The sequence below is a fragment of the Escherichia sp. HH26CH genome, from assembly GCF_009820205.1.
In the GTDB taxonomy this organism is placed as follows: Bacteria; Pseudomonadota; Gammaproteobacteria; order Enterobacterales; family Enterobacteriaceae; genus Escherichia; species Escherichia coli_F.
Genome location: NZ_VNXM01000010.1, coordinates 56,559 through 72,781 on the forward strand (window position 1 = coordinate 56,559; position 16,223 = coordinate 72,781).

A 16,223-nucleotide genomic window follows, 5' to 3' on the forward strand; every position below is an offset into this window, starting at 1 on the left:
AGCAGTGAAATGCGCGTTAACAATGGTTTGACCCCGCAAGAACTCGAGGCTTATGGTATCAGTGACGTACATGATATCGTTTACAACCCAAGCTACGACCTGCTGTATCAGGAAGAGCTCGATCCGAGCCTGACAGGTTATGAGCGCGGGGTGTTAACTAATCTGGGTGCCGTTGCCGTCGATACCGGGATCTTCACCGGTCGTTCACCAAAAGATAAGTATATCGTCCGTGACGATACCACTCGCGATACCTTCTGGTGGGCTGATAAAGGCAAAGGTAAGAACGACAACAAACCTCTCTCTCCGGAAACCTGGCAGCATCTGAAGGGCCTGGTGACCAAACAGCTTTCCGGTAAACGTCTGTTCGTTGTCGACGCTTTCTGTGGTGCGAACCCAGACACGCGTCTTTCCGTCCGTTTCATCACCGAAGTGGCCTGGCAGGCGCATTTTGTCAAAAACATGTTTATTCGCCCGAGCGATGAAGAGCTGGCTGGTTTTAAACCTGACTTTATCGTTATGAACGGTGCGAAGTGCACTAACCCGCAGTGGAAAGAACAGGGTCTGAACTCCGAAAACTTCGTGGCGTTTAACCTGACCGAGCGCATGCAGCTGATTGGTGGCACCTGGTACGGCGGCGAAATGAAGAAAGGGATGTTCTCAATGATGAACTACCTGCTGCCGCTGAAAGGTATCGCTTCTATGCACTGCTCCGCCAACGTTGGCGAGAAAGGCGATGTTGCGGTGTTCTTTGGTCTTTCCGGCACCGGTAAAACCACCCTTTCCACCGACCCGAAACGTCGCCTGATTGGCGATGACGAGCACGGCTGGGATGACGACGGCGTGTTTAACTTCGAAGGCGGCTGCTACGCGAAAACCATCAAGCTGTCGAAAGAAGCGGAACCTGAAATCTACAACGCTATCCGTCGCGATGCGCTGCTGGAAAACGTCACCGTACGTGAAGATGGCACTATCGATTTTGACGATGGTTCAAAAACCGAGAACACCCGCGTTTCTTATCCGATCTATCACATCGATAACATCGTTAAACCGGTTTCCAAAGCGGGCCACGCAACTAAAGTTATCTTCCTGACCGCAGACGCCTTTGGTGTGCTGCCGCCGGTTTCTCGCCTGACTGCCGATCAAACTCAGTACCACTTCCTCTCTGGCTTCACCGCCAAACTGGCCGGTACTGAACGTGGCATCACCGAACCGACGCCAACCTTCTCCGCTTGCTTCGGCGCGGCGTTCCTGTCGCTGCACCCAACTCAGTACGCAGAAGTGCTGGTGAAACGTATGCAAGCGGCGGGTGCGCAGGCATATCTGGTTAACACTGGCTGGAACGGTACTGGCAAACGTATCTCCATTAAAGATACCCGCGCCATTATCGACGCTATCCTCAACGGTTCGCTGGATAACGCAGAAACCTTCACTCTGCCGATGTTTAACCTGGCGATCCCGACTGAACTGCCGGGCGTAGACACTAAAATCCTCGATCCGCGTAACACCTACGCTTCTCCGGAACAGTGGCAGGAAAAAGCTGAAACGCTGGCGAAACTGTTTATCGACAACTTCGATAAATACACCGACACCCCTGCGGGTGCCGCGCTGGTAGCGGCTGGTCCAAAACTGTAATCCGATAAGTTAAGCGACGAAATCCCCCGTTTCACCAGATACGGGGGATTTTTTATTTTCTGTCAGAATTAAACGGGACAAACAGATAATCCAGCGAGTGGCGTGTTTCACGAAAAAACGTATCCAGTTCAGGCTGCGCTTTTATCGCGCTGGCGGGAATGAAAATATCGCAAAACGCTTTCGTCGCTTCTCTGGGAAAACTCTTCGGTAAATGCAGAAAAAGCCACAAATAATCTTCTTCATAGTCAATGCTATACAAATCTTCCCAGCGAAGTATGCCCTGCTGATGAGATTCATAAAAAACAATTCCCTCGAAATAAAACGCATAACGCACGGGTTTCGTAAAAGTAACTTGCTTTGTTTTTGACTTAAAATCGTTAATTCTTCTGCTGATTAACAGGAACATTGATAAGAGGAGTGGCAACATTAATAGAAGAATTAACGTACTGATTGCGTTGAGTTTAAAGTCATGAGAAGGTTTCAACCATTGTGGGATCATGGGCAATATAGCCAATAAGCCAGCGGTTCCAATTCCCCATTTAAACCCTTTAAAACGCTTTTTAATGTAACAGGTATAATGCTTAACGGCAGCGTTGAAGGTGGTTGGGCTGTAGTGGATTTGCACTGTACCGAGGTAATGTGCGGTTTGTGGATCAAAGGGGCAAGGGGGGCTATTCATTCTACTCGCCAGGAGCGCTCACAGGCGCTTACGTCATCATTAATATATGCATTCAGGTAATCATTAAGATCTTTATAACGTGATTCCCCATTGCAGTCATAAACCCAGACCTCTGGCTCAACGGTACTATCTAGCCAAAGGAGAAAAACCATTTCATAACTGTAATCACTACCGGCAAAAAGTGACAGGCGATGAGAACGAAATAGTCCCAAGGCATGGTTATCCCAATTATCACTTGAAGCTACAGCATTCATTTTGATTTCATCAAGAAACGTATCTTCTATGTGTTCCTGCCAAAGCGTTTCCATGTCACTTATACTTAGCCAGCTTCCATGTGTAGCGCTTAACCAACGTCCACAATGTGCAAAACGCGCCTGCAACATAGGGCTGGCCTTCTGCCAGACACCGTTTTTCAATGTCGGGATCCGGCCATCAAACGCAGTGCTTGCAGGTTCAGGAACAACATTGAATGGGCCATCAAATGCTAACCTATTATTTATCGCTTGCTGAATATGTTCCCTGATCATATTTCTCTCCGCGTTAGATCATTTCTGAGCCATTAATTTATGGCTTATGTCCCCACGTCCTGAGATAGTAGTTTTCTCGTAAAATGGTCAGTTCAGGGAAACGAGTTGCAGCTTCATCAACCAATGGTGGAATACGATTATCTTTAACTTCAATGAGCAACAAAATAGCCTTCCTTACATTCTCCATCTTTGATGATGCAAAAAGCGGTAATACCAACTCAACGAATCCTCGGCTTTCATTGAAATCAGGCGCCTTACTCATCGCCCACAATAATGTTTGCTGACGGTCATCAGTGATACGTTCGAGAAGCGGCAGAAAAGTATCATATTTATTATACTCTGTTTCTCGTATAGCAAAGACAGCTGAGGATAGAGTGTCATCGTCAAGTTCAGGCATTATTATTAACAGTGAATGAATATAATCCTCAATATTCACCACACTATCTCTACAGGCAAAACGGAGATCTTTAATAGCAATATCACGTAATTCATCTGGCATTGTAAAATAGAGTCGAAAAATATCTGCAGCACAAGAAACTTTTTTTTGGCGTAATCTTATGAATGCCTCTTCACACAATTCTTTATCATTCTCTGTGCGGCAAACATGTTCCCAAAGGGCAAAAGTTTCGGGTTCTATCTGTGGAAAACGGCATAGCGAGAATAAAATGGATCTACGTAAATCCGGGATTTTCTCAGTTAAAAACCACTCACGCAGTTGAATTTGCGTTCCTGGCAAACTTCTATCGAAACCCTTCATACTCATGCCAGCAATAAAATCGTCCAGCCAGCGTTCATACCAGTTGAGGAAATTTTTATCATATATAAAATCAAACGGATAATCTTCATCACCATCAGTCAGCATTAACCTTCCGCGATACTGCCCCGTCACCACCAGGCAAATATCATAAGTACATCCCAGGGTGAGAATGGTCAATGCGCCGTCAAAAAAACTATATTCTTCATCATCTTCTGTACGGCCAGCATTCAACACATCAACATCCTGCTGCGTCATATAAAGCGGTACAGGGCTTTCTTTTGTTATATCGCCATAAATATCTGTACCGCCTAAAGATTCAAGACCGTAGGCATGTGCCGGACCGCCATTAGCGATATAGCGAAGAAAAATTCGATATTCCCGTGGCAAAGTGACGCTATGTTTTTTCTCCCAGGAAGCTATTTCCGCCTCGCTGGCAGGCTTCGGCCATTGATATTTCCAACCTTCAGAACCGAATAACTTACATTCAGGATCCAGTGCGGCAATGCGTGGGATTTTTTCTTTTATACGAGCAATCTGTACTTGTTCTTCGTTGGTAAGTTGCATCAAGCTATTCCTTTAGTGTGCTTTTACTAATCAGGATACGCTAGCCTGCAATCAGCTTACAGTACACTTTACTTCGTATGGTGCCGATGTCTGAAACCGTATTCATTCAGTAGATACTGAGTGCACAAAATAAAACAGGAGGCACCTTCGCCTCCCGTTTTATTTACCCTTCTTTTGTCGTGCCCTGCGCCCGCGTTACCGGCATTGGCAGCCAGGCGCGAATGGAAAGCCCACCCCGTTCGCTGGTGCCAAGCTCCAGCATGCCGTTATGGTTATCCACGATACGCTGCACAATCGCCAGGCCTAGCCCAGTGCCGCTAATGGTGCGCGCACTGTCGCCGCGGACAAACGGCTGGAACAGGTGCTTACGCTGTTCCGGCGCAATTCCCGGACCGTCGTCTTCCACCTGGAACCAGGCGCGATTCGGCTCCGTGCCGCTGCTGACTTTGATCCAGCCATTGCCGTAACGAGCAGCGTTCACCACCATATTCGCCACCGCGCGTTTGATCGACAGCGGGTGCATTTTCACTTCAATGCTACCAGGGTAAAGCGCGGTTTCAATTTCCCGCTCGTAGCCACTTTCGGCAGCAATCACCTCACCGAGCACTGCGTTGAGATCCGCCATTTCCATCGGCATCTCCTGCCCGGTGCGCAGGTAGTCGATAAACTGTTCAATGATGGCATTGCACTCTTCGATATCTTTATTGATCGATTCTGCCAGGTAGCCATCCTGCTCGCTCATCATCTCGGTCGCCAGACGAATACGTGTCAGCGGCGTGCGCAAGTCGTGGCTTACCCCTGCCATCAGCAACGTGCGGTCATCCGCCAGTTGCTTAACACCAGCCGCCATATGGTTAAAGGCGCGGGTAACGGAACGCACCTCCGAAGCGCCATACTCACGCAGCGGCGGCGGAATAATCCCCTTACCCACCTGCAAGGCAGCGTGTTCGAGATCGACCAACGGTCGGTTCTGGATACGAATAAATAGCCACGCCCCACCTATCGCCAATAGCATAATCGCCAACGTATAGCGGAACAGCGGGGAGAAATCGCCCTGATGAATTTCGGTCAGCGGCACGCGTACCCAGATATTGGGCGACAGCCAGGTTTTCAGCCAGACGACAGGCGAGCTTTTGTTGACCTCAACGCGTACTTCCGTCGGGCCGCCCAGTTGTTGCGCCATCTGATGGCTTAAGAATTCATAGTGTTGCGCCCAACGCAGCCCTGCCTCTTCGGCAGCTTCGTTGGAATAGAGAGAGATCCCCAGCTCACGGTAGATCTCCCGACGGAAAGCGGGAGGCACAACCAACTGCGTGCCGTCCTCCAGTTGCAGTTTGTCGGTCATCAACATACGCACTTCGTACGCGAGGACTTTATTAAACTGCTGGAGGCTCGGCAAAATCGCGAAGTTCAGCACCACCAGATAAGTCGTCACCAGGCTGACGAACAGCAAGGTGACGATGAGCAATAACGTACGGGCAAATGAACTTCGTGGCGAGAAGCGCAATCGCCTCATGCTTTAGAACCGTCCGGCACGAAAACGTAGCCCAGACCCCAAACGGTCTGAATGTAACGCGGATGCGCTGGATCTTCTTCCACCATGCGGCGCAGACGCGAGATCTGCACGTCGATGGAACGTTCCATTGCGGAGTATTCACGGCCACGGGCAAGGTTCATCAGCTTATCGCGGGAGAGCGGCTCACGTGGATGGCTAACCAGCGCCTTCAGTACCGCAAACTCACCGCTGGTGAGCGGCATTGGCTCATCTTCGCGGAACATTTCACGCGTCCCGAGGTTGAGTTTGAACTTACCGAAAGCAATTACCGCCTCTTCCTGTGACGGCGCACCCGGCAGTTCGTTCGCCTGACGACGCAGCACCGCACGGATACGGGCCAGCAGTTCACGCGGGTTAAACGGTTTTGGAATGTAGTCGTCAGCGCCAATCTCCAGGCCAACGATACGATCCACTTCTTCCCCTTTCGCCGTCACCATAATGATCGGCATCGGGTTGCTCTGGCTACGAAGACGTCGGCAAATCGACAAGCCATCTTCACCAGGTAACATCAAATCCAGTACCATAAGATGGAAAGATTCACGAGTCAGCAGGCGATCCATCTGTTCTGCATTAGCGACGCTTCGAACCTGGAAGCCTTGTTCGGTGAGATAACGTTCCAGCAGCGCACGCAGGCGCATGTCGTCATCGACCACCAGAATCTTGTAGTTCTCTTGCATTCTTTGTACTCCCAAAGGTTCGCAACAATTTGTAAGCGTGTATTCTTAAAAAAGCTTACGTTCGTCACCAGCTAAATCTGGTATGAATTTCAGCCTAAATTGTTACAAAGCATATTAAACAGCAGCTTAAGTATACAATTTATTCGGCGAAACATTATTGATTCTGTTGATATGATCACGTTATACCCAATGTGCGCATTATCAAACAGACAAAGGGAATCAACGAGATGAAAACGCCCCTGGTTACCCGGGAAGGGTATGAAAAACTCAAACAAGAGCTAAATTATCTCTGGCGTGAAGAGCGCCCGGAGGTCACAAAAAAAGTGACCTGGGCTGCAAGTCTGGGCGACCGCAGCGAAAATGCTGACTATCAGTATAATAAAAAGCGTCTGCGTGAAATCGACCGTCGCGTGCGCTATCTCACTAAATGCATGGAAAATCTCAAAATCGTCGATTACTCCCCGCAACAGGAAGGCAAAGTCTTTTTTGGCGCGTGGGTGGAGATTGAAAACGACGATGGCGTGACTCACCGTTTCCGTATTGTCGGCTACGATGAAATTTTTGGCCGTAAAGATTACATCTCTATCGATTCCCCGATGGCTCGCGCATTGCTGAAAAAAGAGGTGGGCGATCTGGCGGTGGTGAATACCCCTGCCGGGGAAGCGAGCTGGTATGTTAATGCTATCGAGTACGTGAAACCGTAAGGAAGAGTCTTAACCTCCTGCCGATGGCTGGCATTTTTGCCAGCCAGTCCGTATAACTATCCCCTGATTTTTGATCCGAAAAGATGAACTCAAACCATGATGAATGATTCGTTCTGCCGCATTATTGCGGGTGAAATTCAGGCGCGCCCGGAACAGGTTGACGCTGCCGTTCGCCTGCTTGACGAAGGGAATACCGTGCCGTTTATCGCACGTTATCGTAAGGAAATCACCGGCGGTCTGGATGACACGCAGCTGCGTAATCTGGAAACGCGTCTGAGCTATTTGCGCGAGCTGGAAGAGAGACGTCAGGCAATCCTCAAGTCCATTTCCGAGCAAGGCAAACTGACCGACGAGCTGGCGAATGCTATTAACGCCACCTTAAGCAAAACCGAACTCGAAGACCTCTACCTGCCCTACAAACCTAAACGCCGCACCCGCGGGCAAATCGCCATTGAAGCAGGACTTGAGCCACTGGCCGACCTGCTGTGGAACGATCCGTCACACACGCCAGAAGTCGCCGCTGCACAATATGTTGATGCCGATAAAGGCGTAGCAGATACTAAAGCCGCGCTGGACGGCGCACGCTATATCCTGATGGAACGGTTTGCCGAAGATGCCGCGCTGCTGGCGAAAGTGCGTGATTATCTGTGGAAGAACGCGCATTTGGTTTCTACGGTGGTGAACGGTAAAGAAGAGGAAGGGGCGAAATTCCGCGACTATTTCGATCATCACGAACCGCTGTCAACGGTGCCTTCTCACCGCGCGCTGGCGATGTTCCGTGGGCGTAACGAAGGCGTACTCCAACTTTCGCTGAATGCCGATCCGCAGTTCGATGAGCCGCCAAAAGAGAGCTATTGCGAGCAAATCATCATGGATCACCTTGGCCTGCGCCTGAACAATGCCCCGGCGGATAGCTGGCGCAAAGGCGTGGTGAGCTGGACGTGGCGCATCAAGGTGCTGATGCATCTGGAAACCGAACTAATGGGCACAGTGCGTGAACGCGCGGAAGATGAAGCAATCAACGTCTTTGCCCGTAACCTGCACGATCTTCTGATGGCGGCCCCTGCCGGACTGCGTGCAACGATGGGCCTCGATCCGGGTCTGCGTACCGGGGTAAAAGTGGCGGTAGTCGATGCGACGGGTAAACTGGTGGCGACCGACACCATTTATCCGCACACCGGACAAGCCGCAAAAGCAGCGATGACCGTTGCTGCCTTGTGTGAAAAACATAACGTTGAACTGGTGGCAATCGGTAACGGTACGGCTTCCCGCGAAACCGAGCGTTTCTATCTCGACGTTCAGAAGCAGTTTCCGAAAGTGACTGCACAGAAAGTGATCGTCAGCGAAGCAGGCGCGTCGGTTTACTCGGCTTCCGAACTGGCGGCGCAGGAGTTCCCGGATCTCGATGTTTCGCTGCGTGGCGCGGTGTCTATCGCCCGTCGTTTGCAGGATCCGCTGGCGGAGTTGGTGAAAATCGATCCGAAATCTATCGGCGTAGGTCAGTATCAGCATGACGTCAGCCAGACGCAACTGGCCCGCAAACTGGATGCAGTAGTAGAAGACTGCGTAAACGCCGTTGGCGTCGATCTCAACACCGCTTCCGTTCCGCTGTTAACCCGCGTGGCGGGCCTGACGCGCATGATGGCGCAAAACATCGTGGCCTGGCGCGATGAGAACGGCCAGTTCCAGAACCGCCAGCAACTGTTAAAAGTCAGCCGCCTGGGGCCAAAAGCCTTCGAGCAGTGCGCAGGCTTCTTGCGCATTAACCACGGTGACAACCCGCTGGACGCCTCTACTGTTCACCCGGAAGCCTATCCGGTGGTGGAACGCATTCTGGCAGCAACACAGCAGGCACTGAAAGATCTGATGGGTAACAGCAGCGAACTGCGTAACCTGAAAGCGTCTGACTTTACTGATGAGAAATTCGGTGTGCCGACGGTAACCGACATCATCAAAGAGCTGGAAAAACCGGGTCGCGATCCGCGTCCGGAATTTAAAACCGCCCAGTTTGCCGATGGCGTCGAGACAATGAACGACCTGCAACCGGGTATGATCCTCGAAGGTGCGGTGACCAACGTCACCAACTTTGGCGCGTTTGTCGATATTGGCGTGCATCAGGACGGCCTGGTTCACATCTCTTCATTGTCGAACAAGTTTGTGGAAGATCCGTATACCGTGGTGAAAGCGGGCGACATTGTGAAGGTGAAAGTGCTGGAAGTGGATCTTCAGCGTAAACGTATCGCCCTGACTATGCGTCTGGACGAGCAGCCTGGCGAAACCAACGCCCGTCGCAGCGGCGGTAATGAACGTTCACAAAACAACCGCCCGGCAGCCAAACCACGCGGTCGTGAAGCGCAGCCTGCCGGTAACAGCGCGATGATGGATGCGCTGGCGGCGGCAATGGGCAAAAAACGTTAAACCTCCTGATTGGCCTACGGTTCGAATTTGCACAAGATCGTAGGCCAGATCAGGCGTTCACGCCGCATCTGGCAATAAACGCCATGCCTGACATAAAAATGCCGGAGAATATCTCCGGCATTTTTATTCCACAACGAAACTCACACTATATTTCGTCAATATTTATCACTTCATTAACAACTGAAACCTTAATTAAACATTAACCCGCCCTGATAATTCGCCATTCGAATTATATTTTCGCTGCGATATAACCTTGAGCCACATCAACATTCACGCAGATTATTATCTAAACCAACATTCGCACACATTTTAAGTATTGCTGATAGAAACCATTCTCATTATCATTGTGTTGTTGATTATTTAATCTCTCCCTCGTTGGCAAATCATCTGGTCTCATGTCGCTGTCAAACGCCCCATGAGGTAGTTATCCAGTTAATGAGAAACAAGTAGGCACCTATGCAATACACTCCAGATACTGCGTGGAAAATCACTGGCTTTTCCCGTGAAATCAGCCCGGCATATCGCCAAAAACTGCTTTCTCTTGGCATGTTACCTGGCTCCTCTTTTAATGTGGTGCGCGTCGCTCCACTTGGCGACCCCATTCATATCGAAACCCGTCGTGTGAGCCTGGTATTACGCAAAAAAGATCTGGCCTTATTAGAAGTGGAAGCGGTTTCCTGTTAATACGGTGATAACAACAATGAAAAAATTAACCATTGGCTTAATTGGTAATCCAAATTCTGGCAAGACAACCTTATTTAACCAGCTCACTGGCGCACGTCAGCGTGTAGGTAACTGGGCTGGCGTTACCGTCGAACGTAAAGAAGGGCAATTCTCCACCACCGATCATCAGGTCACGCTGGTGGACCTCCCCGGCACCTATTCTCTGACCACCATCTCATCGCAGACCTCGCTCGATGAGCAAATCGCCTGTCACTACATTTTGAGTGGCGACGCTGACCTGCTGATTAACGTGGTGGATGCGTCTAACCTTGAGCGTAACCTGTACCTGACGCTACAACTGCTGGAACTCGGCATTCCCTGCATCGTGGCGCTGAACATGCTCGACATTGCCGAGAAGCAAAATATTCGCATTGAAATTGATGCTCTGTCGGCGCGTCTTGGCTGCCCGGTGATCCCGCTGGTTTCAACTCGTGGTCGCGGTATTGAAGCGCTCAAGCTGGCGATTGATCGCTATAAAGCTAACGAGAATGTGGAACTGGTGCATTACGCACAGCCGCTGCTCAACGAAGCAGATTCACTGGCAAAAGTGATGCCTTCCGACATCCCGCTCAAACAACGTCGCTGGCTGGGCCTGCAAATGCTGGAAGGCGATATCTACAGCCGCGCCTACGCCGGTGAAGCGTCGCAGCATCTTGATGCCGCCCTCGCCCGTCTGCGTAATGAGATGGACGATCCGGCGCTGCATATTGCCGATGCGCGTTACCAGTGCATTGCTGCCATCTGTGATGTGGTAAGCAACACCCTGACGGCAGAACCCAGCCGTTTCACCACTGCGGTAGATAAAATCGTGCTCAACCGTTTCCTCGGTCTGCCGATTTTCCTCTTTGTGATGTACCTGATGTTCCTGCTGGCTATCAACATCGGCGGGGCGTTACAGCCGCTGTTTGACGTCGGCTCCGTGGCGCTATTTGTGCATGGTATTCAGTGGATTGGCTACACGCTCCACTTCCCAGACTGGCTGACTATCTTCCTCGCCCAGGGCTTGGGTGGCGGTATTAACACCGTTCTGCCACTGGTGCCACAGATCGGCATGATGTACCTGTTCCTCTCCTTCCTCGAGGACTCCGGCTATATGGCGCGTGCGGCGTTTGTGATGGACCGTCTGATGCAGGCGCTGGGCTTGCCCGGGAAATCCTTTGTACCGTTGATCGTCGGGTTCGGTTGTAACGTACCGTCGGTAATGGGTGCGCGTACGCTTGATGCGCCGCGTGAACGCCTGATGACCATTATGATGGCACCGTTTATGTCCTGCGGCGCACGTCTGGCCATCTTCGCAGTATTTGCGGCCGCCTTCTTCGGACAGAACGGCGCACTGGCGGTATTCTCGCTGTATATGCTCGGTATTGTGATGGCGGTACTGACTGGCCTGATGCTCAAGTACACCATCATGCGCGGTGAAGCGACGCCGTTTGTCATGGAGCTACCGGTCTACCATGTACCACACGTTAAAAGCCTGATTATCCAGACCTGGCAGCGTCTGAAAGGTTTCGTTCTGCGTGCTGGTAAAGTGATTATCATCGTCAGCATTTTCCTGAGCGCTTTCAACAGCTTCTCTCTGAGCGGGAAAATCGTCGATAACATCAACGACTCGGCGCTGGCTTCCGTCAGCCGGGTGATCACCCCGGTCTTCAAGCCGATTGGCGTACATGAAGATAACTGGCAGGCAACTGTTGGCCTGTTTACAGGCGCAATGGCGAAAGAAGTGGTGGTGGGTACGCTCAACACCCTCTACACCGCAGAAAATATTCAGGACGAAGAGTTCAATCCGGCGGAATTTAACCTCGGTGAAGAGCTATTCAGCGCGGTAGATGAAACCTGGCAGAGCCTGAAAGACACCTTCAGTCTTAGCGTACTGATGAACCCCATTGAAGCGAGCAAAGGCGACGGCGAAATGGGTACCGGAGCGATGGGCGTGATGGATCAGAAATTTGGAAGCGCAGCAGCTGCTTACAGCTACCTGATTTTCGTTCTGCTGTATGTACCGTGTATCTCGGTGATGGGTGCTATCGCGCGTGAATCCAGCCGTGGCTGGATGGGCTTCTCCATCCTGTGGGGGCTAAATATCGCTTACTCGTTGGCAACATTGTTCTATCAGGTCGCCAGCTACAGCCAGCATCCAACCTACAGCCTGGTATGCATTCTGGCGGTTATCCTGTTTAACATCGTGGTTATCGGTTTGCTGCGTCGCGCGCGTAGCCGGGTCGATATCGAACTGCTGGCAACACGCAAATCGGTAAGCAGTTGCTGTGCAGCCAGCACCACCGGTGATTGCCATTAATGGCTTCACTTATTCAGGTGCGTGATTTGCTGGCATTACGGGGCCGTATGGAAGCGGCCCAGATAAGCCAGACATTGAACACTCCGCAACCCATGATTAACGCCATGCTGCAACAGCTGGAAAGTATGGGCAAAGCCGTGCGAATTCAGGAAGAACCTGACGGCTGCCTCTCTGGCAGTTGTAAAAGCTGCCCGGAAGGCAAAGCCTGTCTGCGTGAGTGGTGGGCGTTACGTTAACCTTGTTTTACTACCTGTTTTGAAAAGCCCGGTATGCGTTTGCATCCGGGCTTTTTTGCGTGCGGCTTTCCATAAAAATGCAACTCTTGCAGTACAACGTAAGTTCCTCTGAAAGCGTCTCGCAGAGTTGAAAACTCGCTAATGCACAGGTGTGGAGTGGCGCGTAGAGTCGCGACATTCAAACAACAGGTGAAGGAACGCCATGAGCAAAAAGCAGAGTTCCACCCCACACGATGCGCTGTTCAAACTCTTTTTACGCCAACCGGAGACGGCGCGCGATTTTCTTGCGTTCCATTTACCGGCACCTATTCACGCGCTCTGTGATATGAAAACCCTAAAGCTGGAGTCGAGCAGCTTTATTGATGACGATCTGCGTGAAAGCTATTCCGACGTGCTGTGGTCGGTGAAAACGGAACAAGGACCAGGATACATCTATTGTCTGATTGAACATCAAAGCACCTCAAACAAACTGATCGCATTTCGCATGATGCGCTACGCCATTGCCGCAATGCAAAATCACCTGGATGCCGGATACAAAACGTTGCCGATGGTGGTGCCATTGTTGTTTTACCACGGCATTGAAAGCCCATATCCCTATTCACTGTGTTGGCTGGATTGTTTCGCCGATCCCAAACTGGCCAGACAGCTTTATGCCTCTGCATTCCCGCTGATTGATGTCACTGTCATGCCTGATGATGAAATCATGCAGCACCGACGTATGGCGCTGCTGGAGTTAATCCAAAAACATATACGTCAACGCGACCTGATGGGGCTAGTAGAGCAAATGGCCTGCTTATTAAGTAGTGGATACGCTAATGACAGACAAATCAAAGGGCTGTTTAATTACATACTACAAACCGGCGATGCGGTACGTTTTAACGATTTTATCGACGGCGTTGCCAAACGTTCACCGAAACACAAGGAGAGTTTAATGACTATTGCGGAAAGATTGCGGCAAGAAGGGTTTCAGAAAGGTATACGAGCTATCGCCAAAACCATGCTGGATGCCGGAGTCCCTCTTGAGGACGTTCTGCGATTTACCAGCCTGACGGTTGAAGACCTTGCTGAAATAAATCATCAATAACGTAAAGGATGGTTTTAATGACGGATACAGAAAGAGAATATCTTATTAGTTACCTGATTGGTTATTTATTGGGTCGACGCCTGGAAGCCCTGGATATCGCCAAAAGAATGCTGTAATCCGGAGTCCCTCTTGCGGACATCATGCGTTTTACCGGGGTGTCAGAAGAGGAGTTGGCTGCGGCGAGCCAGTAAAGTTCTGTCTCGCCATTTCAAAAGCTGTCTACACCCTCTGCTTCAACGCCACCAGCAGGTGACAAAACTCGTCCGGATGCGAAATAAACGGCGCATGGGCCGCTTTGGCGAAGATGTACGACTCGCTGTGTGGCCAGAGTTTATCCAGCATCGGCACCACTTTGCGCGGCACCAGGCCGTCGAGATAACCATACAATCGCAAAAATGGCATTGGTACGTGTTGCAGCGGCTGACGGAGATCGACCGTTTTCAGAATTTCCAGCCCGCCATTAAGCACGTCGACCTCCGGCATCGGTAACGCCAGAACGGTTTTCTTCAGCGCTCGCGCATCCTGGCGTGCCGTTTCTGTACCCATGGTTTGTAACGCAAGGAACCGTTCTACCGTGCGCTGAAAATCGTCACTGAGTTGCTGCTGGAAACCTGCCAGCACGTCCGGTTTGATCCCCGGCCAATCGTCACGAGCACTAAAACATGGCGACGACGCCACGGTGACCAGCGCCTGAACCCGCTCGGGATGGGTTAACGCAATCTGGCTTGCCACCAGTCCGCCCAAACTCCAGCCTAACCAGATAGCTTTGTCCGGAGCCTGTCGCAGCACGGCTTCGGCCATATCAGCAAGTGACATCGCACCAAATCCCTGGCTGCGCCCGAAGCCGGGCAGATCAACGAGATGCAGCGTAAAATGCGAGCTAAGTTCCTCATCAATGCAACGCCACACTTCGGCATTCAGTCCCCATCCGTGCAGCAGCACAAGATGAACATTCCCCTGACCTTTGGTCTGCCACCAGATGTTATTCATCCGCTATTGTTCTCTTTTTACTTACAAGGATGAACATATGCTAACAGTACCGGGATTATGCTGGCTATGCCGAATGCCCCTGGCGTTAGGTCATTGGGGGATTTGTTCGGTATGCTCTCGCGCCACCCGTACAGATAAAACGTTATGCCCACAATGTGGATTACCCGCAACACACTCCCATCTTCCCTGTGGTCGCTGCCTGCAAAAACCACCGCCGTGGCAAAGACTGGTCACGGTTGCCGACTATGCACCGCCGTTAAGTCCGCTCATCCACCAGCTTAAGTTTTCCCGGCGTTGCGAAATCGCCAGCGCCCTGTCACGTCTGTTACTATTGGAAGTCTTACACGCTCGTCGCGCCACCGGTTTGCAATTGCCGGACCGCATCATCAGCGTGCCGTTATGGCAGCGGCGTCACTGGCGTCGGGGATTTAATCAGAGCGATTTGCTGTGTCAGCCGTTATCACGCTGGTTGCACTGCCAATGGGATAGCGAAGCCGTCACACGTACACGGGCCACTGCGACCCAGCATTTTCTTAGCGCCCGGCTGCGCAAACGCAACCTGAAAAATGCCTTTCGCCTTGAATTGCCGGTGCAAGGTCGCCATATGGTGATAGTGGATGATGTCGTTACCACCGGAAGTACCGTCGCAGAGATTGCGCAGTTGCTTTTACGCAATGGTGCGGCGACTGTCCAGGTCTGGTGCCTTTGTCGAACCTTGTAGAGCCTCGATGATGGGCGTATTATAACCAACTAAAATAGTCAACTATTAGGCCATTACTATGATCCGTATTTCCGATGCTGCACAAGCGCACTTTGCCAAACTGCTGGCAAATCAGGAAGAAGGGACACAAATCCGCGTATTTGTGATTAACCCTGGCACGCCTAACGCTGAATGTGGTGTTTCTTATTGTCCGCCGGACGCTGTGGAAGCCACCGACACTGCCCTGAAATTTGACCTGCTGACCGCGTATGTTGATGAGTTAAGCGCGCCTTACCTGGAAGATGCAGAGATCGACTTTGTTACTGACCAGTTGGGTTCTCAGCTGACGCTGAAAGCCCCGAACGCCAAAATGCGCAAAGTAGCTGACGATGCGCCGCTGATGGAGCGCGTGGAGTATATGCTGCAGTCGCAGATCAACCCACAGCTTGCCGGTCACGGTGGTCGCGTTTCGCTGATGGAAATCACCGAAGACGGTTACGCCATTCTGCAATTTGGCGGCGGTTGTAACGGTTGTTCAATGGTCGATGTGACGCTGAAAGAAGGGATCGAAAAGCAGCTGCTGAACGAATTCCCGGAGCTGAAAGGTGTACGCGATCTCACCGAACACCAGCGCGGCGAACACTCTTACTACTAAGTTATCCTCTCTTTTATAGATTG

15 protein-coding genes are annotated in these 16,223 nt (G+C 51.1%); 9 read left to right on the forward strand and 6 right to left on the reverse strand.

What is annotated here, in order from left to right:
* Window positions 1-9 precede the first annotated feature (9 nt).
* Window positions 10-1,632 carry a phosphoenolpyruvate carboxykinase (ATP) gene (gene pckA, locus FQ015_RS01820; protein ID WP_001298201.1) on the forward strand — a complete coding sequence of 541 codons (1,623 nt, stop codon included), beginning with the start codon at window positions 10-12 and terminating at the stop codon, window positions 1,630-1,632.
* Between the two features lie 52 nt (window positions 1,633-1,684).
* On the opposite strand, the gene FQ015_RS01825 is transcribed toward pckA, so the two are convergent.
* The 5 genes from FQ015_RS01825 to ompR form a co-directional block, all read right to left on the reverse strand.
* A complete protein-coding gene (locus FQ015_RS01825; RefSeq protein ID WP_001087953.1) occupies window positions 1,685-2,311 on the reverse strand; it encodes a hypothetical protein in 627 nt (208 codons plus the stop codon).
* Window positions 2,308-2,838, reverse strand: coding sequence for a hypothetical protein (locus tag FQ015_RS01830; RefSeq protein WP_000617564.1), 531 nt, complete (start codon window positions 2,836-2,838; stop codon window positions 2,308-2,310). The genes FQ015_RS01825 and FQ015_RS01830 overlap by 4 nt, the downstream gene beginning before the upstream one ends.
* A 37-nt stretch (window positions 2,839-2,875) precedes the next feature.
* Window positions 2,876-4,159: an SMI1/KNR4 family protein gene (locus tag FQ015_RS01835; protein ID WP_032185310.1), complete on the reverse strand. Its 1,284-nt coding sequence runs from the start codon at window positions 4,157-4,159 to the stop codon at window positions 2,876-2,878.
* A gap of 163 nt (window positions 4,160-4,322) precedes the next feature.
* Window positions 4,323-5,675 carry a two-component system sensor histidine kinase EnvZ gene (envZ, locus tag FQ015_RS01840; protein WP_001253705.1) on the reverse strand — a complete coding sequence of 451 codons (1,353 nt, stop codon included), beginning with the start codon at window positions 5,673-5,675 and terminating at the stop codon, window positions 4,323-4,325.
* Window positions 5,672-6,391, reverse strand: coding sequence for an osmolarity response regulator transcription factor OmpR (gene ompR, locus FQ015_RS01845; RefSeq protein WP_001157751.1), 720 nt, complete (start codon window positions 6,389-6,391; stop codon window positions 5,672-5,674). Before ompR ends, envZ begins: the two co-directional genes overlap by 4 nt.
* Before the next feature lie 227 nt (window positions 6,392-6,618).
* Here ompR and greB point away from each other — a divergent pair, with 227 nt between their 5' ends.
* The 6 genes from greB (at window position 6,619) to rpnA (ending at window position 13,855) form a co-directional block, all read left to right on the forward strand.
* A complete protein-coding gene (gene greB, locus FQ015_RS01850) occupies window positions 6,619-7,095 on the forward strand; it encodes a transcription elongation factor GreB (RefSeq protein WP_000856744.1) in 477 nt (158 codons plus the stop codon).
* A gap of 96 nt (window positions 7,096-7,191) precedes the next feature.
* Complete coding sequence (locus FQ015_RS01855; RefSeq protein ID WP_160523631.1) at window positions 7,192-9,513, forward strand: Tex family protein; 2,322 nt, start codon at window positions 7,192-7,194, stop codon at window positions 9,511-9,513.
* 456 nt (window positions 9,514-9,969) lie between these two features.
* A complete protein-coding gene (feoA, locus tag FQ015_RS01860; RefSeq protein WP_001200455.1) occupies window positions 9,970-10,197 on the forward strand; it encodes a ferrous iron transporter A in 228 nt (75 codons plus the stop codon).
* A 16-nt stretch (window positions 10,198-10,213) separates the two neighbouring features.
* On the forward strand, window positions 10,214-12,535 hold the full coding sequence (gene feoB, locus FQ015_RS01865) for a Fe(2+) transporter permease subunit FeoB (RefSeq protein WP_000737014.1): 2,322 nt from the start codon (window positions 10,214-10,216) through the stop codon (window positions 12,533-12,535).
* Window positions 12,535-12,771 (forward strand): [Fe-S]-dependent transcriptional repressor FeoC, encoded by a 237-nt coding sequence (gene feoC / locus FQ015_RS01870; RefSeq protein WP_000157586.1) that lies wholly within the window; start codon window positions 12,535-12,537, stop codon window positions 12,769-12,771. The genes feoB and feoC overlap by 1 nt, the downstream gene beginning before the upstream one ends.
* Before the next feature lie 202 nt (window positions 12,772-12,973).
* Complete coding sequence (gene rpnA / locus FQ015_RS01875; RefSeq protein WP_039020614.1) at window positions 12,974-13,855, forward strand: recombination-promoting nuclease RpnA; 882 nt, start codon at window positions 12,974-12,976, stop codon at window positions 13,853-13,855.
* Window positions 13,856-14,074: 219 nt separating this feature from the next.
* On the opposite strand, the gene bioH is transcribed toward rpnA, so the two are convergent.
* Window positions 14,075-14,845: a pimeloyl-ACP methyl ester esterase BioH gene (bioH, locus tag FQ015_RS01880; protein WP_160523632.1), complete on the reverse strand. Its 771-nt coding sequence runs from the start codon at window positions 14,843-14,845 to the stop codon at window positions 14,075-14,077.
* Window positions 14,846-14,882: 37 nt separating this feature from the next.
* Here bioH and gntX point away from each other — a divergent pair, with 37 nt between their 5' ends.
* Both gntX and nfuA read left to right on the forward strand, forming a co-directional pair.
* The gene (gene gntX, locus FQ015_RS01885) at window positions 14,883-15,566 is read left to right on the forward strand and encodes a DNA utilization protein GntX (protein WP_001355000.1); all 684 of its coding nucleotides are present in this window, start codon (window positions 14,883-14,885) and stop codon (window positions 15,564-15,566) included.
* A gap of 58 nt (window positions 15,567-15,624) precedes the next feature.
* Window positions 15,625-16,200, forward strand: coding sequence for a Fe-S biogenesis protein NfuA (nfuA, locus tag FQ015_RS01890; protein ID WP_000619389.1), 576 nt, complete (start codon window positions 15,625-15,627; stop codon window positions 16,198-16,200).
* Window positions 16,201-16,223: the final 23 nt, after the last annotated feature.

Excerpts from the sequence above, each read along its gene's own strand:
- pckA (WP_001298201.1), top strand. The coding sequence starts at position 10 with ATGCGCGTTAACAATGGTTTGACCCCGCAAGAACTCGAGGCTTATGGT.
- FQ015_RS01825 (WP_001087953.1), bottom strand. The coding sequence starts at position 2,311 with ATGAATAGCCCCCCTTGCCCCTTTGATCCACAAACCGCACATTACCTC.
- FQ015_RS01830 (WP_000617564.1), bottom strand. The coding sequence starts at position 2,838 with ATGATCAGGGAACATATTCAGCAAGCGATAAATAATAGGTTAGCATTT.
- FQ015_RS01835 (WP_032185310.1), bottom strand. The coding sequence starts at position 4,159 with ATGCAACTTACCAACGAAGAACAAGTACAGATTGCTCGTATAAAAGAA.
- envZ (WP_001253705.1), bottom strand. The coding sequence starts at position 5,675 with ATGAGGCGATTGCGCTTCTCGCCACGAAGTTCATTTGCCCGTACGTTA.
- ompR (WP_001157751.1), bottom strand. The coding sequence starts at position 6,391 with ATGCAAGAGAACTACAAGATTCTGGTGGTCGATGACGACATGCGCCTG.
- greB (WP_000856744.1), top strand. The coding sequence starts at position 6,619 with ATGAAAACGCCCCTGGTTACCCGGGAAGGGTATGAAAAACTCAAACAA.
- FQ015_RS01855 (WP_160523631.1), top strand. The coding sequence starts at position 7,192 with ATGATGAATGATTCGTTCTGCCGCATTATTGCGGGTGAAATTCAGGCG.
- feoA (WP_001200455.1), top strand. The coding sequence starts at position 9,970 with ATGCAATACACTCCAGATACTGCGTGGAAAATCACTGGCTTTTCCCGT.
- feoB (WP_000737014.1), top strand. The coding sequence starts at position 10,214 with ATGAAAAAATTAACCATTGGCTTAATTGGTAATCCAAATTCTGGCAAG.
- feoC (WP_000157586.1), top strand. The coding sequence starts at position 12,535 with ATGGCTTCACTTATTCAGGTGCGTGATTTGCTGGCATTACGGGGCCGT.
- rpnA (WP_039020614.1), top strand. The coding sequence starts at position 12,974 with ATGAGCAAAAAGCAGAGTTCCACCCCACACGATGCGCTGTTCAAACTC.
- bioH (WP_160523632.1), bottom strand. The coding sequence starts at position 14,845 with ATGAATAACATCTGGTGGCAGACCAAAGGTCAGGGGAATGTTCATCTT.
- gntX (WP_001355000.1), top strand. The coding sequence starts at position 14,883 with ATGCTAACAGTACCGGGATTATGCTGGCTATGCCGAATGCCCCTGGCG.
- nfuA (WP_000619389.1), top strand. The coding sequence starts at position 15,625 with ATGATCCGTATTTCCGATGCTGCACAAGCGCACTTTGCCAAACTGCTG.